Consider the following 19121-nt stretch of genomic DNA (forward strand, 5'->3'; position numbering starts at 1 on the left):
GTGACCGACATCCGGACCGTCCTGGTCGCCAACCGCGGTGAGATCGCGGTGCGGATCGTGCGCGCCTGCAAGGACTTGGGCGTGCGCGCGGTCGTCGCGCACTCCACGGCCGACCGGGACAGCATGGCCGTCCGCACCGCCGACGACGCGGTCTGCGTCGGACCGGGCCCGGCCGCGCGCAGTTACCTCAACATGCCCGCGCTGCTGTACGCGTGTGCCCGCACCGGGGCCGACGCCGTGCACCCCGGATACGGCTTCCTGTCCGAGAACGCGGTGTTCGCCCGTGCCTGTGCGGAGGCGGGCGTCAAGTTCATCGGCCCGACCGCCGACCTGATCTCGCTGATGGGCGACAAGATCGCCGCCCGAGCCGCCATGCTCAAGGCGGGTGTGCCGGTGCTGCCCGGGTCCGACGGCCCGCTGGCGTCGCTGCGCGAGGCGACCGAGGTCGCCGATCGGATCGGCTACCCGGTCGTCATCAAGGCCGCGGCCGGTGGCGGCGGCCGGGGTATCGCGATCGTGCGCGACCCGGCCGACCTGCCCGGGGCGTTCCGGGCGACCACGGCCACCGCGCGGACCCTGTTCCACGACGAGCGGGTGTACCTGGAGAAGTTCGTCGCCGACGCCCGGCACATCGAGGTGCAGGTGCTCGCCGACAGCCACGGCACCGTCGTGCACCTCGGTGAGCGCGACTGCTCGGTGCAACGCAAACAGCAGAAACTGGTGGAGGAATCCCCTTCGCCGTTCCTGGACGACGCCGGGCGCGCGTCGCTGTGCGCCGCCGCCGTCGCCGGTGCGCGGGCCATCGGGTACGAGAGCGCCGGGACGTTCGAGTTCCTGGTGGACCCGACCGGCACCCCGTACTTCATCGAGATGAACACCCGTCTGCAGGTCGAGCACCCGGTCACCGAGGAACGCACCGGGGTCGACATCGTGCAGTGGATGATCCGGGTCGCCGCGGGGGAGCGACTTCCCTTCACCCAGGCCGACATCACCCCCACCGGGTGCTCGATCGAGGCCAGGATCAACGCCGAGGACCCGACCAACGACTGGGCGGGCTCGGCGGGCAGGCTCGACCGGCTCGTGCTGCCCGGCGGGCCCGGTGTGCGGGTGGACACCCACGCGCACAGCGGTTGTGTCGTGCCCCCGTACTACGATTCGTTGCTGGCCAAGCTGATCGTCACGGCCCCGACCCGGGAGTTGGCCCTGCGCAGGCTGGAACGCGCCCTCGGCGAGTTCTCCTGCACCGGGGTCACCACCACTGTGGACTTCCACCGCGAGCTGGTGCGCGACGAGCGTTTCCGCACCGGTGACTACCGCCTCGACCTCGTCGACGTCATGGCTCGCGAAGTCGCCATCTAGTAACCGACAACAAGAGGAGTTCGAAATGGCTTCCGCCACCCTGGACCTGGAAGACCTGCGCGCCACCGTCGCCGACGTGCTCGACGTCGACGTCCCCGAGGTCACCGACGAGGTCGACTTCATCGAGGACCTCGGCGTCGACTCGCTGATGGCGCTGGAGGTCATGGTCGTGCTGGAGAAGAAGTACAGCGTGAAGATCGCGGAGAACGAGCTGCGCGAGGTCACCAACCTGAAGAAGGCCTACGACCTGCTGACCGCGAAGCTGGCCGCCTGATGGCAGGCGTGGCGGCCAGTCCGGTCACCGCCGCGGTGACCGTCCTGGACCACGGCGACCGGCACGCCGTCACGGAGGTCGTGGTGGACCCGGGGCAGCAGGTCTTCCCCGGGCACTACCCCGGCTTCCCGATCTTCCCCGGGGTCTGCGTCGTGGAGTGCGTGAACCTCGGTGCCCAGGCCGCGCCGCCGGTGGCCGGTCCGCCGCTGGGCCTGGTGGCCGTCGAGTCCACCCGGTTCCAGAGCCCGGTCTTCCCCGGCGACACGGTCAAGTCGGAGTTCGACTGGGTCGCCGACGGCGCGGACTGGCTGTGCAAGGCGCAGGTGCACACCGCGCGCGGTCGGGCCGCCCAGGTCCGGCTGCGCTACCGGCCGGTCGAGACGGGAGCCTGATCATGACCGCTGTCGCCACCACCGTCGGCACCCTCGGGTTGGCCGAGATCAAGAAGGTGCTGCCGCACCGCTTCCCGATGCTGTTGGTCGACCGGGTCACCGACCTGGAGCCCGGTGTCGGCCTGACCGCGTACAAGGCGGTCACCGCGAACGAGCCGTGGTACGCCGCCCTGCCCGACGACGCGACCGACGCGAGCTACCCGCGGGTGCTGCTGGTCGAGTCCTGGTGCCAGGCCGCCGGTGTGCTGGTGGCCTGGGAGAACCCGAACCCGGACGTGCTCACCGGCCAGGTGATGCTGTTCGGCGGCATGGCCGACATCGAGTTCACCGCCCCGGTGCTGCCCGGCTCGGTGCTCGAACACCGCATCCGGTTGATGCGCGCGCTCAGCGACACCGTCATCTTCGAGGGCGAGTCCCTTGTGGACGGTGAAGTGGTGCTGACCGTGGGCCGCGTGGTCATGGCCATGCGCCCGGCAAGTGAACTGACCGGCTGAGTCCCGCTCGCGCCCGCACCGCGCGGGCCGGGCGGGCTCACCCGCGCACATCCACAGTGGACTCATATGGACCGTGTGGTCGGCGGGTCCACGTCGGAAACCCAGTCTGAGTACGGAAACGAGGAGGGACATCGTGGCCAAGGGGATCGCCCTGGTGACGGGCGGGTCGCGGGGCATCGGCCGGGCGGCCGTGCTGCGGCTGGCCGAGGACGGGTTCGACGTGGCGTTCTGCTACCGGTCGAACGCCGACGCGGCGCGAGAGCTGGAGAAGGAGGTCAGCGAGTTGGGCGTCCGGTCGCTGGCCTGGTCTTGCGACGTCGCCGACCACGCCGCCGTGCGCGAGTTGGTGCAGGTCACCGGCGAGCGGCTGGGCTCGGTCGACGTGCTGGTCACCTCCGCGGGCATCGTGCGGGACAACTCGCTGCTGATGATGACCGAGCAGGAGTGGCACGACGTGCTCGACACGAACCTGGACGGCACCTTCAACGCCTGCCGCTCGGTGGTCTTCGAGATGATGAAGGCCCGCAGCGGCTGCATCATCAACATCTCGTCGGTGGCGGGTGTCTACGGCAACCCGACCCAGACGAACTACTCGGCGTCCAAGGCCGGGATCATCGGTTTCAGCCAGGCGCTGGCCAAGGAGGTCGGCCGCTACGGCATCCGGGTGAACGTGGTGGCGCCGGGCTTCATCGAGACCGACATGACCGACGCGCTCTCGGACAAGGTCAAGGCCGCCGCGGTCAAGAGCATCCCGCTGGGTCGTCTCGGTCACCCGCAGGAGGTCGCCGACATGGTGTCCTTCCTGGCCTCCGACCGCGCCGCGTACGTGACCGGCTCGGTCATGCACGTCGACGGCGGGATCGTGCTGTGAGCAAGCCCAAGAAGGCCGTCTACTACTTCTCGCTGCGCAGCCCGTACGCCTGGCTCGCGCAGTACGACCTCGCCACGAAGTACGCGGACGTGGCCGAGGTCCTGCGGTGGCGGCCGTTCTGGGAGCCGACCGAGCGCGGCGACGCGGACCTGCGGGCGGCCGGTGGCCGGTTCGTCTACACCCCCATGTCCAAGGAGAAGCACCTCTACATCCTGCAGGACGTGCGGCGGCTGGCGGCGGCCCGCGGCCTGTCGGTGAAGTGGCCGGTCGACCGCGACCCGGACTGGGAGATCTCGCACCTGCCCTGGTTCGCCGCCGCCGACGCGGGCATCGGGCAGCGCTACGTCGAGGCCGTGCAGCGCGCCCGGTGGCAGGAGGGCCGCGACATCTGCGATCCCACCGTCATCAAGGAGATCTGCGCCGAACTGGGCATCGAGGCGTTCGACGGCACACTCAGCGACTCGTTGCGCGAACGGTCCACCGCGGCACTGATGGACCTGCACCACGACGACGTGTTCGGCGTCCCGTTCTTCGTGTACGGCCGCGACAAGTACTGGGGCCTGGACCGGCTCCCGCAGTTCGTCGACGCCGTGCGCGCGGGTCTCCCGGCGCCGGAGGCGGCTGTCCCCGAGGTGGCGCTGAACACCCGGGACAGCGACTTCGGTCACGCGGGCGGCTGCGGCTGACGTCGCTACACTGTGGCGCGGCGGGGGAACGGGAGTGGTGGACCATGCGCGTACCAACACACTGGGGTGTGCACCCCGTCGAGATCGATCGCGACTACCCGTGTGACGAGGTGATGTCGACCCCGCGGGCCGTCTGGTACCGCGGCGTCGACATCAAGGCGGACCCGTCGGTGGTGTACCGCTGGCTGTGCCAGATGCGGGTCGCGCCGTACAGCTACGACCTGCTGGACAACCTCGGCCGCCGCAGCCCGCGCACGCTCACCCCGGGGGCCGAGGAGCTGGCGGTCGGCCAGCACATCATGACCATCTTCGAGTTGGTGTCCTTCGAACCGGACCGCCACCTCACCATCCGGATGCGGCCGGGCCGGGGCTACCAGCTCTTCGGCGACTTCGCCCTCACCTACGACGTCCGCGAGGCGTCCCCTGGTACCACCCGGCTCGTCGCCAAGCTCCTGGTCGGTGGCTCCGCGGGCCCGCTGCACGAGGCGCGCAGGCGCGCGCTCGCCTGGGGCGACCTGCTGATGATGCGCAAGCAGTTGTTGACCTTCCGCACCCTGGCCGAACGCAGCGCCGCCGCGGTCGGTTAGCCGGGGTTCGACCCGCTGGTAGTGCGTCGACGAATGGTGGTGGAACGGGCCGGGACGGCTTGTCAGCTACCGGACAAATCCCGTTCCGGCCTGGGGTTTGTCCTCTAGGCTGGGGAGTCATGAGCCACTACCGGGCGAGCCTGCGCGACCTGGAATTCGTCCTCTTCGAGATGCCGGGCGTGACCGACGCCTACGGCACCGGGCCGTACGCCGAAGTGGATGTCGACACGGCCCGGGTCGCGTTGGCCGAGGTCGCCCGGTTGGTCACCGAGGAGGTCGCGCCCTCGCTCGCCGCGGGCGACCGCGAGCCGCCGGTGTACGACCCGGTGACCCGCGAGGTGACCGTCACCAAGGCGGTCGGCGAGGCGTACCGGACCTGGCGGGCGGCCGAGTTCTGGCGGTTCGGCCTGCCGCCGGAGCTGGGCGGCACGCTCGCCTCGCCACGGCTGTTCTGGGCGCTGGCGGAACTGGTGCTCGGCGCGAACCCGGCGGTGTACATGTACACGGCGGGGGTGAACTTCACCCGGCTGCTGCACGACCGCGGCACCGAGGAGCAGCAGAAGATCGGCCGCCTGATGGTCGACAAGGCGTGGGGCGCCACCATGGTCCTCACCGAGCCGGACGCGGGGTCCGATGTCGGCGCGGGCCGGTCCAAGGCGGTCCAGCAGCCCGACGGGACCTGGCACATCGACGGCGTCAAGCGGTTCATCACCGGCGGTGAGCACGACCTGGCCGAGAACATCGTGCACTTCGTCTTGGCCCGCCCGGAAGGCGCCGGTCCGGGCACCCGCGGCCTGTCGCTGTTCCTGGTGCCCAAGTACCTCTTCGACTGGGACAGCGGCGAACTCGGCGAGCGCAACGGCGTGTACGCGACCAACGTCGAGCACAAGATGGGCCTCAAGGCGTCCACCACCTGCGAACTCGTCTTCGGCGCCGAGCGGCCCGCGGTGGGCTGGCTGCTCGGCGAGGAGCACGACGGCATCAAGCAGATGTTCCACATCATCGAGAACGCCCGGATGACCGTGGGCACCAAGGCGATCGCCACCCTGGCCACCGGCTACCGGAACGCGGTGGAGTTCGCCCGCACCCGGGTACAGGGTGCCGACATCGGCCAGTTGGCGGACAAGACCGCGCCGCGGGTCACCATCATCCACCACCCCGAGGTGCGCCGGAGCCTGCTCACCCAGAAGGCGTACGCGGAGGGCCTGCGCGCCCTCGTCGCCTACACGGCGGGGTGCCAGGAGGCCGCCGCCCTGGGTGACGAGTCCGCCGCCGGGCTCAACGACCTGCTGCTCCCGCTGGTGAAGGGGTACGGCGCGGAGCGCTCATCCGAGCAGTTGATGCACGCCCTGCAGATCTTCGGCGGGTCCGGCTACCTGCAGGACTACCCGCTGGAGCAGTACGTCCGCGACGCCAGGATCGACAGCCTCTACGAGGGCACCACGGCCATCCAGTCGATGGACCTGTTCTTCCGCAAGATCGTCCGCGACAACGGCGTCTCACTCGGCCTGCTGGTCGGCCGGATCGCCGAGTACGACGGCGCCGAGGCCGACCTGCTGCGCGCGGCGCTGGAGCAGACCCAGTCGCTGCTCGGCCTGATGGTCGGCGAGCTGACCGCCCAACCGCCCAACCCGTACCTGGTCGGCGAGAACACCACCCGCCTGCTGTTCGCCCTCGGCGACGTGGTGGTGGCCTGGCTGCTGCTCACCCAGGCCGAGGTCGCCGCCGCCAAGCTCCCCACCGCCAAGCCCGCCGACGTGCCGTTCTACCAGGGCAAGGTCGCCACCGCCCAGTGGTTCGCGCGGACGGTGCTGCCCGAGGTCACGGCCTTCCTCACCGCCGCCACCGCGACCACGGACGGCCTGCTGATGGCGATCCCGGAGGACGCCTTCTAGTCCACAGTGGATGGTAGGCGGCCCGCCCGACCGCGGGCCGCCACCACGTCCACCTGGACCGGGCCACCGCCGCCACGGTCGCCACATCCACCCGCATCGGCGGCTCGTCGGTGCCGAAAGCCCGGCCGAGCAGGGCTTTCACCGGTTCCATCGCGCTCACTCCGCTCCTCACCGTCCTCGAGAGGAGATACCGCCCCATCCCCACCCGAGGTTGCCCACCCAACGGCTTCGATCTGGTCACGATCCGGCCGCCGTCGCTGGGCGGGGGTGTTCGTGGTGCCGTCACCGGTCGGGCCGGTCAGGATCGCCTCTCCCTCGCTCGAGCGAGATCACCGCACTTGGGAGGTGCGAGCGGTATTAGGGGAACTGACACCGCTGGGGGCTGCCGTCAGTCCTCGCTGGACCGGTAGCGCGCGAACCGCGGCAACGTCACCCAGAGCAGCACGGCCGTCCCGGCGGCGGCCAAGCCACCACCGACCGCGCTCGCCGTGGTCGACGTGAGTGTGGCCACCGCTCCGGCCCGGAACCGCCCGGCCTGCGGGCCGCTGACCCCGACCACGTAGTCCGCCGCGGTGATCCGCCCCCGGTACCGGTCCGGCGTCACCGCCTGCACCACCGCCGACCGGAGCACCACGATCAGCGCGTCCGCCGCCCCGGACAACGTGAGGAACACTAATGCGGGCACCAGGCCGTACGACAGACCGAACCCGCAGGTGAACACCCCCCACGCGATACACAGGATCAACTGGGCTCGCCCCTGCGCCCGCACCCGCAGCGCGGGCCCGGAGAACGTCGACCCGAGCAGTCCGCCCACCGCGACCGCCGCCGTGAGCAGCCCCAACGTCTGCGCCGCCCCGCCGAACCGCTCCACGTTGACCGCCGGGAACAGCGCGACCGGACTGCCCACCAGCGTCACGCACAGGTCGGCCAGGAACGCCCCCAGCAGCACCCGATCCCGCTTGACCACCCCCAACGCCTCGCCCACCGCCCGCAGCCCCGGCCGGGCAGGCGCACCCTCCGGCCGCATCGACGGCAACCGGGCCACACCGATGAACGACGCGGCGAACGACAACGCGTCGACCAGGTAGCAGACCTTCAGCCCCCACGCCCCGGCGATGACCCCCGCCACCACCGGTCCCGCGATCGCGCTCGCGTGCATCGCCGCCATCGTCAACGCCGCGCCCGCCGCCAACTGCCGTTTGGGCAACAACCGCGCCACGAACGTCCGCCGCGCGGGCGCGTTGACCGCGCTGACCAGGCCCTGCACCACCACCAGCGCGTACAACACCCACACGGCCCGGTTCCCCAGCGCCGCCTGGACCACGAACCCCACCGACACCAGCGCCAACCCGCTGGTCGTCCCCAACACCAACTTCCGCCGATCCACCGCGTCCGCGGTGCTCCCGCCAAGCAACGCCAACCCCACCGACGGCACCGCGGCGCACAGCCCGACCGCCCCCACCGCCAACGAACTCCCCGTCACGGTGAACACCTGCAACGCCACCGCGAACAAGGTCAACTGACTCCCGAACTGGGACACCGACGACCCGACCCACAACCACCGAAACCCCGGCGACTCCTTGAGCGGGCTGACATCCAGCACCAGCCGAGCCACCCGGTTCCCCCTGCTCGCGCCGCCAGTCAATCCACAGTAGACAGAAGTCCCGCGCCGAACAGGCCTGTCGTGCTCAGTAGGGTACGCCGGCCATGGGCAGCGGCTTCCGGCGCCGCGGCGCACGGCCCGACCACACTCACCGCCAACGAGCTCCTCGTCACAGTGAACACGTGCAACGCGACTGCGAATAAAGCCAACTGGCTGCCACCACCGTCGACCCGACCCACAACTACCGGGACCCCGGCGATTCTTTCAGTGGGCTGACATCCGGTACCAGTCGAGCCACCCTGTTCCCCTGTTCGCGCCGCCGATCAATCCACAGTAGACAGAATCTCGCGCTGAGTGGGCCTGTAGTGTCCGGCAGGGTACGCCGGTCATGGGCGGCGGCTTCCGATGCCGCGGCGAGCAGCCCGACTGCTCCTAACGCCAACGATCTCTCCGTCACGGTGAACACCTGCAACGCGACCGCGAATAATGTCAACTGGCTGCCGACACCGTCGACCCGACCCACAACCACCGAAACCCCGGCGATTCCTTGAGCGGGCTGACATCCAGCGCCGGCCGAGCCACTCGGTTCCCCCTGCCCGTGCCGCCGGTTAATCCACAGTGGACAGAAGTCCCGCGCTGAGTGGGCCCGTGGTGCCCGGCAGGGTGCGCCAGCCGTGGGTGGTGGCTTCGGCCGCGAGCACCGGGTCCGATCCGACCGCCACCGGGTCGCCGACCAGGGACAGCATGCCGAGGTCGGTGTGGTGGTCGCCGTAGGCGGAGCAGTTGGCGGGGTCGAGGCCGAGTGACGCGATGCGGGCGGCGACGGCGGCGGTTTTGTTGTCGCCGATCATCGGGATGGGGACCTCGCCGGTGTAGCGGCCGTCGACGTCGATGACCGGGTCGCTGCAGAGGGCCTCGTCGGCGCCGATGTCGGCCATCAGGGGGCCCAGGATGGGGCGGAACGAGCCGGTGACCAGGACGACCAGGTCGCCGCGGGTGCGGTGGTCGGCGAGGGCGCGCAGGGTGGCGACGTGGAAGGCGTTGGGGCCGCGGCGGTAGCGCTGGTACCAGTCCGCGCCCGCGGCGCGGACCTCGGCGGCGGGGACGCCGGTGAACTGCCGGTAGTAGAAGCGGTTGATCTCGGTGCGGTGCACGCCGCCCTCGGCCATGGCGTGCACGCGGTTCATGGTGGCGGCGTAGCTGGTCTCGTCGTCGAGCCAGTGCCGGAGGAACTCGAACATGCTCTTGACGGTGATGACGGTCTCGTCGACGTCGAAGAAGGCGGCTCGCATGGCACCGAGTTGACCGCACCCGGGCCGCGCCGCGCCAGTGCCCGACCGGCTACCCCCTCCAGCATGGCCGGCCTGAGACCTCACAGTGAGCGTTGTGGGTTGGTTTTCCACTGCCATAGCGTCAATCCCGTCGCCGCGGCCACGCCGCGCCCCTACTCCTCAACCAGATCCCCGGAGAACACCGTGCATCACCCGTTCCTCGACCGCCTCGCGGGCTTCGAAGACGCCGAGGCGATCGTGTTCGACGGCACCACCACCTACCGAGAGCTGCTCGACCGCGTCGCCGACTGGCAGGACCTGCTCGACCGGCACGACGTCGCGCCCGGCCAGGTCGTCACCCTGGAGGGCCCGTACTCGCCGGACCTGTGCGCCGGGCTGCTCGCGCTGATCGCCCGCGACGTGATCGTCGTGCCGCTGACCGTGCTGCCCGCCGACAAGCGGGCCGAGTTCCTGGACGTGTGCGCCGCCGAGGTGCTCATCGCCGCGGACGGGACCAGCCGGGTGGTGACCCGCACCGGCAAGGTCGCCGACCACGAGCTGTACCGGCGGTTGCGCGCCGTCGGCGCGCCCGGCCTGGTGCTGTTCAGCTCCGGCACGTCCGGTCGCAGCAAGGCGTCCGTGCTGGACTTCGACAAGGTCATCGCCCGCTACGGCGAGCCGACCAAGCCGCGCCGGATCCTGTCCTTCCTGAGCCTGGACCACATCGGCGGCGTCAACACGCTGCTGGCCACGCTGAGCCAGGGCGGCACCGTCGTCACCGTCGCCGAGCGCACCCCGGACGCCGTGTTGGCCGCCGTCGCCGCGCACGACGTGCAGGTCCTGCCGACCACGCCGACCTTCCTCAACATGGTGCTGATCTCCGGCGCCGCCGACCGGCACCGCCTCGACTCGCTCCAGCTCATCACCTACGGCACCGAGCCGATGCCGCTGACCACCCTGCGCAGGCTCAAGGAGGTCTTCCCGCAGATCCGGTTCAAGCAGACCTACGGCCTGTCCGAGCTGGGCATCCTGCCGACCCGCTCGCGCGGCGACGACTCGCTGTGGGTGAAGCTGGGCGCGGCCGGGTTCGAGCACAAGGTCGTCGACAACGTGCTGTGGATCCGCTCCGAGATGGCCATGCTCGGCTACCTCAACGCGCCCGCCCCGTTCGACGACGAGGGGTTCTTCAACACCCAGGACGTGGTGGAGACCGACGGCGAGTGGGTGCGCATCCTGGGCAGGCGCTCGGAGATCATCAACGTCGGTGGGGAGAAGGTGTACCCCAGCGAGGTGGAGAGCGTGATCCTCGACGTGCCCAACGTCGCCGAGGTGACTGTGTCGGGCAAGCCGAGCCCGGTCACCGGCAACGTCGTGGTGGCCACGGTGAAGCTGGTCGCCGCGGAGGACCAGCGGCTGGTGGGCCGCCGGGTCCGGGAGGAGTGCGCCCGCCGCCTTGAGGCGTTCAAGGTGCCCGCCGTGGTCACCGTGTCCGCCGCCGAGCACCACTCCGACCGGTTCAAGAAGACCAGGAAAGTCTCGTGACCGCCGTCAGCGAGGCGGCCCCGGCAGCCACCGCGGTCGATGTGGTCGAGGCCGTCGAAGCGGCCGAGCCTGCCAAGGCGCTGGTCCGGCCGGGGCTCGACAGCCCGGTAGCGGTGGTCAGCGGCGGCAGCCGCGGCCTCGGTCGGGTGCTGGTGGAACGGCTGCTCGACCGCGGTTACCGGGTCGCCACCTTCGCCCGCTCCGACACGGAGTTCACCACCGGCACCGCCACCGAGCGGCCCGACCAGTTCCACTTCGCCCGGGTCGACCTGACCGACACCGACGCCGTGCGGGCCTTCGTCCGCGAGGTGGCCACGGGGTTCGGCCGGGTGGACGCGCTGGTCAACAACGCAGGCGTGCTGCAGCACAGCGAACTCGCCCTGACCACGCCCGGCGACCAGATCGACAACCTGGTGCGGGCCAACCTGGTCGCCCCCATCGTGCTGACCCAGGTGTGCGCGCGGGCCATGTCGCGCACCGGCGGCGGCACCATCGTCAACGTCTCGTCGATCAACGCCATCCGCGGTCACCGCGGCGTCGCGGTGTACTCCGCGGCGAAGGCGGGCCTCGACGGGTTCACCCGCAGCCTGGCCCGCGAGCTCGGCGCGCTGGGCATCCGGGTCAACTCGGTTGTCCCCGGGTTCTTCGAGTCCGACATGACCGCACTGGTCACCGACCGCGACCGCGAGCGCATCCGCAGGCGGACCCCGCTCGGTCGGGTCGCCGCCGTCGACGAGATCGCCGACGTCGTGCAGTTCCTGGTGTCCGCCCAGTCCTCGTTCATCACGGGGCAGAGCATCGTCGTAGACGGAGGTATCACATGTTGAGCACGCTCGACGTCAGATCCGCTGTGCACGGGAGGATCACCGACCTGCTGGCCGAGGCGGGGGTCGCGGCCCGGCCGGTCACCGGGGCGGAGAGCCTGCACGAGCTGGCGCTCACCTCGCTGCTGCTGGCCCGGCTGATCATCGAGCTGGAGGCGGAGATCGGCGCGGACCCGTTCGCCGACGACGTCGTGCTCGCCGACATCTCCTGCGTGGACGACCTGGTCGCCGCGTACCAGCGGGCCGCGGCCAAGGCGCTGGTGTAGCCGTGACCGCCGAGATCACCAACTTGTCCACTGTGGACACCTTGGTCGCGACGCCGGTTGTCGTGGTCGGGGACCGGTTCGCCGAGTTCCTGGCCAACCGGGACACCGTGTCCGTGTCGACCTACCTCGCGGGCGGGGAGTACGCGGACCGGCCGGTCGTCGTCGGGCAGGGCCTGTCCGACGACGAGCTGACCCGGCTCGCCGCGCACGCCGTGGCAGCGGTGGGGGTGGAGGTGCCGCGCCGGGTCGAGAAGTCGTTGACCCACAAGCGCGAGGACCGCAACGTCATGATCGGCCCACCCCGGCAGGTCGACGCCGTGACCTTCACCGCCGACCTCCTGGTCGACCAGGCCAACGAGACCCTCGAAGACCACCTCACCGGTCAGCACATCCCGGCCGTCGCGCTGATCGAGGCGGCCAGGCAGACCTGGACCGCGGTGTCCGAGCGGTTCCTGCTGGACGGTTCGGTGAAGACCCGGTTCGTGGTCGGCTCGGTGCGTTCGCGGTTCCTCCGGTTCGTCTTCCCGCTGCCCGCCATCGTGCGGCAGCGGGTGGTCGAGCGGACCCGCACCCCGGTCGACGAGGTGTTCGAGGTACTGCTGACCGTCGAGCAGGGCGGCTTGGTCGCCGCCGAGATCGAGGCGCAGTACCGGGTGGTGCCGGAGACCTTCAGCGCCAAGCAGGAGGCCCTCGCCGCCCGCCAGGCCGTGCGCGACCACGTCCGCCCTGCCTAACCAACTGTCCTCAGTAGAACGAACGAAGTAGAACGTACCAAGTGGAACGCACGAAGGAGGAGGCCGCCGTGTTCTGGGCCGTCCACTGCCTCGACCACCCCGACGCGGCGAACCGCAGGGCGGCCGCCCGCGCCGAGCACTCCGCCCGGCTGGCCCGGCTGCGCGACACCGGGACCGGACCGCGGGTGCTGCTGTACGGCCCGCTGCTCGGCCCGGACGGCGAGACCCAGGTCGGATCGCTGTTCCTGGTCGAGGCCGGGCACCTGGCCGCGGTCGAGGACTTCGTCGACCAGGACCCGTTCAGCACCGGCGACGTGTGGGGCGTGGTCGACATCCGCGCCTTCACCCCGTCCGGCAACTCGGTGGTCACCCTCCCGGTCACGCCGGAAACCCCCGAACCGCGCAGGCCGCCCACCCCCATCTAGTGACCCGCGCCGCTGCCCGCGGGCCGCCGCCTCCCGACGCGGCCCGTGGGCGGCCCACCCCTGCCCGAAAGAGCTGCCCGAAAGAGCCCCGCGCACCACCACCCGTGGAGAGGAGTCGACATGGCAGCCACGCTGCTGCTGGTCACCGAGGTGCCCGTCCGGCCGGAGTCCGTCGACCAGGTCCAGGCCACCTGGCTCACCGAGAACCGGTCCCAGCCCACCTACACCCAGTCCTCGGTGCTCTACCGCGCCGTCGGCGCGCCCGCCCTGATGGAGCTGACCGCGCTGGGCGAGCCGGGTGAGCTCGCCGACCAGGAACGCCGGTGGCGCAAGCTCGGCGGCGAACTGGCCCCCGCGCTGGCGGGCGACTTCCGCCGCCAGTTGCTGGAGTTCGTCGAGGCGCCCAAGCCGACCGCCGACCCGATCCCGGCCACCGAGTACGTCGAACTGCGGCACGTCGAGGTCCGCCCGCCCGCCTACCACGCCTACCGCGCCTGGCGGGACCGCACGATCTTCGAGACCGTCCGCAAGGCCGATCAGGTCGACGTGTTCCTCGCCTACCACTCGCTGGTCAGCACCCGCCCCGGCGTGGTCTTCGTGTCCGGCTTCGACTGCGCGCCCGAGGAGTACCTGCCGGTGTTCGCCAGCCAGGAGTACCGGGACATCCTGGTCGAGGCGCGCGACAACTACATCATCCCGGCGGGCGGCGACGACCGCGGCCTGTCCACCACCGTGTTCCAGCGGGTGGGCTGAGCCGTGGCCGAGCGACACAGCTACGAGCTGACCGTCACCACCCAGGGCCCGGTCTACCCGCCCAGCGAGGTCATGGACACCAACGGCGACTTCGTGGTCGTCGGCTGGATCCTTGAGCGCGGCGCGGACGGCGGCGTGACCCGCCGGTGGGGCCGGGCGATCGTCTCCCCGGACAGCGAGGTCCCGCCGTTCGGCGAGGTCGCCCCGTACACGGTCGTGCGGCACCTGCCGGACACGCTGACCCCGGCCGACGAGGACATCGTGCTCGCCACGCTGCCGACCCCGTTGCCCACCAACAACTACGCGATGGTGTTCGCCCCCGAGCAGATCCCCGACACGGCCCCGATCGTGCGGCCGAGCTACCCGTTCCACGCGGTGCCGATCCCGGACGTCCGCAAGGAGGACGGCCCGAAGATCACCGCCCCGATCACCCTGGGCGAGTGGCTCAAGGCGCGGGGCGCGGTGGACATCACCATCGCCGACGACCGGCGCAGTGCCGAGTTCCGTTGTGAGTTCACCGGTCTGATCCCGGACAGCCTTTACACGGTGATGTCCTTGCGCGAACATGATCTCGACCCGGCTGGCCCGACCCGGCCCGGTCCGCTCGGCATCCCGAACGTCTTCGTCGCCGACGAGCACGGCAACGGCACCTACCGGGCCGTGCTGCCCAACCCGTTCCCCGAACCCGGCCCCGGCGTCAACCGGATCGTCAACGTGATCCTGCTGTGGATGAGCCACCAGACCAACTACGGCGGTGCCATCGGCCACTTCGGACTCGGCGGCGACGTGCACGCCCAGCTCAAGCTGCCCACCCCCGGCCTGCACGAACTCCGCACCACCGACTGACACGAGGAGCACCCCGATGCCGTTCATCACCGTCACCACCTGGCCCAACCAGACCGACGAGAAGTGGCAGGAGCTGATCGAGGAGATCACCGCCACCGTGCACAAGACCATCGGCGCGCCGCTGGACAAGATCACCGTCGTGGTGAACACGATCCCGCAGACCCAGTGGGGCGAGGCCGGGGTGATCGGCTCGAACCCGCAGTTCGCCCGGCTGAGCAGGCTGCAGTGACCTCCGCGATCCCGGCGCTCGACCACGCCTACCTCCCCGGCCGGTCGGTGCCCTCGGTCCAGCCCTACCTCGACGAGTACGCCACCCGGTCCGCCGCCGCCCGCGCCACCCTGCCCTGGCGGGAACTGCCGCACCAGACCCACTACTTCCCGGCGGCACCCGACGCGCCGCTGGTGGTCTTCGTGCACGGCGGCTACTGGCAGCTCCTCGACGAGCGGGACTCGGCCTACCCGGCGGGCGGCCTGGTCGGCGCCGGGATCGCGTTCGCCGCCATCGGGTACCCGCTCTCACCGGCCGCGTCCGTCGGCGAGATCACCTCGTCGGTGGTGGAATCCCTGTGGCACTTGGTGTCGAGCGCGGACCAGGTGGGGTTCGACCCGGGGCGGATCGTGCTCGTCGGCCACTCGGTCGGGGCGCAACTGGCCGGAATGGCCCTGGCGGACGGGTTTCCCGCCATCGGCGCGGTCCTGCTCAGCGGCCTCTACGAACTGGGTCCGCTGCGCCGCACCACCATCGGCGCCGAGGTCGGGCTGACCGAGGACGAGGTCGCCCGCTGCGGTCCGGCCCGGTCGCTGCGACCGGGGTGGCCGCCGCTGGTGCTGGTCCGCGGCGACGACGAGCCGGTCGGGTTCGCCGAACAGCAGTCGGTGTTCGGCGCCCGCGCCCGCGCCGTGGGCGTCTCGGTCACCGACGTCGTGGTGTCCGGTCGGAACCACTTCGACCTCCCGTTGGGCCTCGGCGATCCCGCCGACCCCGTCGGGTCCCTGGTGCACGCCCTGGCCCGGTCCTGCTGAGACCCGGCGCCCGAGTGCCGCTTGAGTTGCGCTTGATCGCGGCGGCCTTCACTGTCCCCGCACCGTGAACAGCGCCACCCGGCGCGGAGAGGAATGTCCTATGCGGACGGTACTGGTGACCGGCGGGTCCAGCGGGATCGGCGCCGCGCTGGTGGCCCGGTTCGCCGCGGCCGGAGACCGGGTGTGGTTCACCTACCGCTCCGGTCGCGAGCGGGCCGGGCGGATCGCGGCCGAGTTGACCGCGGCGGGCCACGAGGTGGCCGCGTTCGAGTTCGAACAGGGCGACTGGGTGTCGCACCAGCGGCTGGCGGCCGAGCTGCCCGGCCCGGTCGACGTCCTGGTCAACAACGCCGCGGTCGGCTCCGAGACGGTGCGCCGCCAGGTCGACGGCGGTGAGGCCGAGTTGGCCGCGGTGTTCCTCAAGGTCAACAGCGTCGGCCCGCTGTGGCTGGTCGACCAGGTGCTGCCGGACATGCTGCGCCGGGGCCACGGCGTGATCGTCAACATCGCCAGCGTCGGCGGGGGAGTGGCCACCTTCCCCGGCTTCCACATCGCCGACGGGATGAGCAAGGCGGCGCTGGCCTACCTGACCCGGCACCTGGCGGCCGAGCTGACGCACCAGCCGGTGCGGGTCGCCGCCGTCTGCCCCGGCGCGGTCGACACGGAGATGCTGCGGGCCAGCACCCTGGACAAGCTCACCGACCAGGGCCGCGCCGAGCTGTGCGCGCGCCTGCCCGGCGGCCGGTTGATCGAACCGGCCGAGGTCGCCGAACTGGTGCACTGGCTGACCACCCCGGCCGCCGCCCTCATGCACGGCGCCGTCCTGGACGCCTCGATGGGTCTGGGTGTCCACCCCGGACTGTTGTCCGCGCGGGAACCCGTGGGGAGCGCGAGCTGATGGTCTCCCGAGCCGCCGCGCGGATGGCCGCCGCCACGCCCGCCATCGCCGCCGCCCACTTCCAGGCCGAGGCGGACCCGTACCACCCGAGCCACAACCCGGACGGCTTCATCAACCTCGGCACCGCCGAGAACCGCCTGCTCTGGGACCTCCTCGAACCCGCCATCACCGCCCCGCGCCGCCGTACCGCCGCGGACACCCACTACGGCCTGCCGCACGGCGATCCTGGTCTGCGTTCGGCCATCGCGGGTGTGCTCACCCGTCGATGGCGTGGCCCGGTAGACCCCGATGACCTCGTCGTGGCCGCGGGCGGCACCGCCGCGCTGGACATCGCCGCCACCACGCTCTGCGACCCGGGGGACGTCATCATCGTCCCCGCCCCGTATTACTCGGCGTTCGCCGAAGACCTCACCGCCCGCTCCGGCGCGCGGATCATGCCGGTCCCAATGTCCGAATCGGACGGTTTCGCGCTCGACGCCGACCTGCTCGCCCGCGCCGTCGTCCGCCTCCGCCGCGACGGCCACACCGTGCGCGCGGTCGCCATCAGTTCGCCGGCCAACCCGCACGGCCTCGTCCACACCCCCGAGTCCCTGCGCGACCTCCTCCGGATGACCACGCGGCACGATCTGGACCTGATCTCCGACGAGGTCTACGCCCACTGCGCCTTCGGCCCGCGCCCCTTCCGCAGCGCGCTCGATCCCTCCATAGTGGACGGATTCGACGCCGAGCGGGTGCACGTGGTGTGGGGGTTCGCCAAGGACTTCGGCCTCTCCGGCCTCAAAGTCGGCGTCCTCCGGGCGGGTTCGGCCATCCGCCCCGCCGCCCGCGCCCTGGCCTACTTCGCCACCGTCTCCGCCGACACCCAGGCCCTCCTCCGCGACCTCCTCACCGACGACGCCCTCGTCGCCCGCCTTGTCACGGAGAACAACCGCCGCCTCGCTGCCTCTTATGAACACCTGGCTGCCCGCCTCACCACCCACCGCATCCCGCACCTCCCGGCCACCGCGGGCTTCAGCATCTGGACCGACCTCCGCACCACCCTCCCCGAACCCACGGTCGACGCGGAAACCGCCCTGTGGCAAGCGATCCTGCGCGCGAAGGTCAACGTGTTGCCGGGCACATCGTTCGGCGCGGCCGAACCGGGTTGGTTCCGCGTCTGCTTCGCCCAGGCCCCCGACCAGGTCGGTTTGGGTGTCGACCGGTTGGCCGCGGCCGTCGCCCCGGTGGTGACCCGGTGAACGCGCCCTTCTCCACCTGGTACGACACCTCAGGTGTGCGCTCCGGTGTGCGCAGGCTGTTCCACGACGAAACCGACCAGGGCAAGGTGTTCTACCCGGCCCAGCACGTCCCCCACCTGTCGCACGAGGTCGTCGTCGCGTTGCCGGCCGCGCAGCGCCGTGATCTCGCGATCCGCCACCTCTACCAGTTCCTGTTGTCCACCACGCACTTGGAGACCCGGGTCGTCAACCCCGCCGCCGAGCTCATCGCCAACGGTCGCAGCGGGGTCGACCTCACCGGCAGGCACCGGCTCGACGCGTTCAAGGTCTACTGCGACGAGGGTTACCACGCTCTCTACAGCCTCGACCTCGCCGACCAGGTCGCCCGCGAGACCGGTGTCCCCATCCCGGACTGGGACTTCGGCGGTTTCGTCGACGCGCTCGCCGCCGCCGGTGCCCGCACCCTGCCCGAGGCGCCCGCGCTCGTCCCGCTGCTGCAGGCCGTCGTGTTCGAGACGTTGGTGACCGCGGTCCTCAACGAGATCCCCAACGACCCGACCGTGCTCACCGTCGTCCGCGACCTCACCCGCGACCACGCCCGCGACGAAGGCCACCACCACCGGTTCTTCGCCGACTTCTTCCAGCACCTGTGGGCCGGGCTCGACCGCTCCCTGCGCGGCCCCGTCGCCCGCGCCCTCCCCGCCCTCGTCCGCGCCTGCCTCGACTGGGACACCGCTCCCGTCCTCGGCGCGCTGCGGCTGGCGGGGCTCGACACTGCCACCGCCACCGCCGTCGTCACCGATTCGTACTTGTCCGGCGCGGGCGAGGACCGCGTCGCCACCATCTGCCGAGCCACCGTCCGGGTCTTCCGCGCCGCAGGGGTGTTCGACGTCCCCGGCGCCCACGAGGCGTTCGCCGCCCACGGGCTCGTGGCCACCGGGAAGGAGACCCCGTGACCGACTACCAGGACTACCTGGCCCTCGACACCCTGCTCGACCTGCAACGCCCCCGCGTCCCCGCCACCGAGGGCCCCCGCGTCCACGCCGCCGAGCACTTCTTCATCATCGTCCACCAGGCCAGCGAACTCTGGGTCGCCCAACTCCTCCTCGACCTCGACCACGCCACCACCACCCTCCGCGACGGCCAGTACGACACCGCCAC

At 71.1% G+C, this 19121-nt stretch carries 23 protein-coding genes; 21 read left to right on the top strand and 2 right to left on the bottom strand.

Features of this window, described 5'->3' with window-relative positions; translation table 11 throughout:
* The 8 genes from H504_RS36470 (at nt 1) to H504_RS0122605 (ending at nt 6558) form a co-directional block, all read left to right on the top strand.
* Nucleotides 1-1359, top strand: a complete 1359-nt coding sequence (locus H504_RS36470) for an acetyl-CoA carboxylase biotin carboxylase subunit (RefSeq protein ID WP_245614410.1) — start codon at nt 1-3, stop codon at nt 1357-1359.
* Between the two features lie 25 nt (nt 1360-1384).
* Entirely contained in the window at nt 1385-1633 is a 249-nt protein-coding gene (locus H504_RS0122575) for an acyl carrier protein (RefSeq protein WP_026424626.1), read from the top strand.
* Nucleotides 1633-2025, top strand: coding sequence for a 3-hydroxyacyl-ACP dehydratase FabZ family protein (locus tag H504_RS0122580; RefSeq protein WP_026424627.1), 393 nt, complete (start codon nt 1633-1635; stop codon nt 2023-2025). Before H504_RS0122575 ends, H504_RS0122580 begins: the two co-directional genes overlap by 1 nt.
* Before the next feature lie 2 nt (nt 2026-2027).
* Nucleotides 2028-2519 carry a 3-hydroxyacyl-ACP dehydratase FabZ family protein gene (locus H504_RS0122585; protein ID WP_051386147.1) on the top strand — a complete coding sequence of 164 codons (492 nt, stop codon included), beginning with the start codon at nt 2028-2030 and terminating at the stop codon, nt 2517-2519.
* A gap of 133 nt (nt 2520-2652) precedes the next feature.
* Entirely contained in the window at nt 2653-3390 is a 738-nt protein-coding gene (gene fabG, locus H504_RS0122590) for a 3-oxoacyl-[acyl-carrier-protein] reductase (protein ID WP_425394070.1), read from the top strand.
* Entirely contained in the window at nt 3387-4076 is a 690-nt protein-coding gene (locus H504_RS0122595; RefSeq protein WP_026424630.1) for a 2-hydroxychromene-2-carboxylate isomerase, read from the top strand. The genes fabG and H504_RS0122595 overlap by 4 nt, the downstream gene beginning before the upstream one ends.
* A 44-nt stretch (nt 4077-4120) precedes the next feature.
* The gene (locus tag H504_RS0122600) at nt 4121-4663 is read left to right on the top strand and encodes a hypothetical protein (protein ID WP_026424631.1); all 543 of its coding nucleotides are present in this window, start codon (nt 4121-4123) and stop codon (nt 4661-4663) included.
* A gap of 119 nt (nt 4664-4782) precedes the next feature.
* The gene (locus tag H504_RS0122605; protein ID WP_026424632.1) at nt 4783-6558 is read left to right on the top strand and encodes an acyl-CoA dehydrogenase; all 1776 of its coding nucleotides are present in this window, start codon (nt 4783-4785) and stop codon (nt 6556-6558) included.
* Nucleotides 6559-6946: 388 nt separating this feature from the next.
* On the opposite strand, the gene H504_RS0122610 is transcribed toward H504_RS0122605, so the two are convergent.
* Both H504_RS0122610 and H504_RS36475 read right to left on the bottom strand, forming a co-directional pair.
* On the bottom strand, nt 6947-8173 hold the full coding sequence (locus tag H504_RS0122610) for an MFS transporter (protein WP_026424633.1): 1227 nt from the start codon (nt 8171-8173) through the stop codon (nt 6947-6949).
* Nucleotides 8174-8769: 596 nt separating this feature from the next.
* Entirely contained in the window at nt 8770-9453 is a 684-nt protein-coding gene (locus tag H504_RS36475; protein WP_051386149.1) for an HAD family hydrolase, read from the bottom strand.
* A 183-nt stretch (nt 9454-9636) separates the two neighbouring features.
* On the opposite strand from H504_RS36475, the gene H504_RS0122620 reads away from it, so the two are divergent.
* The 13 genes from H504_RS0122620 to H504_RS0122680 form a co-directional block, all read left to right on the top strand.
* Nucleotides 9637-10974 (top strand): class I adenylate-forming enzyme family protein, encoded by a 1338-nt coding sequence (locus tag H504_RS0122620; protein WP_026424634.1) that lies wholly within the window; start codon nt 9637-9639, stop codon nt 10972-10974.
* Nucleotides 10971-11801, top strand: coding sequence for an SDR family NAD(P)-dependent oxidoreductase (locus H504_RS0122625; RefSeq protein WP_211239384.1), 831 nt, complete (start codon nt 10971-10973; stop codon nt 11799-11801). The genes H504_RS0122620 and H504_RS0122625 overlap by 4 nt, the downstream gene beginning before the upstream one ends.
* Nucleotides 11795-12064: a phosphopantetheine-binding protein gene (locus tag H504_RS0122630; RefSeq protein ID WP_026424636.1), complete on the top strand. Its 270-nt coding sequence runs from the start codon at nt 11795-11797 to the stop codon at nt 12062-12064. Before H504_RS0122625 ends, H504_RS0122630 begins: the two co-directional genes overlap by 7 nt.
* Before the next feature lie 2 nt (nt 12065-12066).
* Nucleotides 12067-12798: an AfsA-related hotdog domain-containing protein gene (locus H504_RS0122635; RefSeq protein ID WP_051386150.1), complete on the top strand. Its 732-nt coding sequence runs from the start codon at nt 12067-12069 to the stop codon at nt 12796-12798.
* Nucleotides 12799-12839: 41 nt separating this feature from the next.
* Nucleotides 12840-13223 carry a YciI family protein gene (locus H504_RS36480; RefSeq protein ID WP_211239385.1) on the top strand — a complete coding sequence of 128 codons (384 nt, stop codon included), beginning with the start codon at nt 12840-12842 and terminating at the stop codon, nt 13221-13223.
* Nucleotides 13224-13343: 120 nt separating this feature from the next.
* Complete coding sequence (locus H504_RS0122645) at nt 13344-13976, top strand: hypothetical protein (RefSeq protein ID WP_026424638.1); 633 nt, start codon at nt 13344-13346, stop codon at nt 13974-13976.
* Between the two features lie 3 nt (nt 13977-13979).
* Complete coding sequence (locus H504_RS0122650; protein ID WP_026424639.1) at nt 13980-14822, top strand: hypothetical protein; 843 nt, start codon at nt 13980-13982, stop codon at nt 14820-14822.
* Between the two features lie 16 nt (nt 14823-14838).
* Nucleotides 14839-15051, top strand: a complete 213-nt coding sequence (locus H504_RS36485) for a tautomerase family protein (RefSeq protein ID WP_035305437.1) — start codon at nt 14839-14841, stop codon at nt 15049-15051.
* Nucleotides 15048-15845: an alpha/beta hydrolase gene (locus H504_RS0122660; RefSeq protein ID WP_026424642.1), complete on the top strand. Its 798-nt coding sequence runs from the start codon at nt 15048-15050 to the stop codon at nt 15843-15845. Before H504_RS36485 ends, H504_RS0122660 begins: the two co-directional genes overlap by 4 nt.
* A 100-nt stretch (nt 15846-15945) precedes the next feature.
* Nucleotides 15946-16743, top strand: coding sequence for an SDR family NAD(P)-dependent oxidoreductase (locus tag H504_RS0122665; RefSeq protein WP_026424640.1), 798 nt, complete (start codon nt 15946-15948; stop codon nt 16741-16743).
* Nucleotides 16743-17981, top strand: a complete 1239-nt coding sequence (locus H504_RS36490; protein ID WP_051386151.1) for an aminotransferase class I/II-fold pyridoxal phosphate-dependent enzyme — start codon at nt 16743-16745, stop codon at nt 17979-17981. The genes H504_RS0122665 and H504_RS36490 overlap by 1 nt, the downstream gene beginning before the upstream one ends.
* On the top strand, nt 17978-18916 hold the full coding sequence (locus tag H504_RS36495; RefSeq protein ID WP_035305440.1) for a diiron oxygenase: 939 nt from the start codon (nt 17978-17980) through the stop codon (nt 18914-18916). The genes H504_RS36490 and H504_RS36495 overlap by 4 nt, the downstream gene beginning before the upstream one ends.
* A partial coding sequence (locus H504_RS0122680; protein ID WP_026424641.1) for a tryptophan 2,3-dioxygenase family protein occupies nt 18913-19121 on the top strand: 209 nt, incomplete at its 3' end. The genes H504_RS36495 and H504_RS0122680, both read left to right, overlap by 4 nt.

The organism is Actinokineospora inagensis DSM 44258, assembly GCF_000482865.1.
Lineage (GTDB): Bacteria > Actinomycetota > Actinomycetes > Mycobacteriales > Pseudonocardiaceae > Actinokineospora > Actinokineospora inagensis.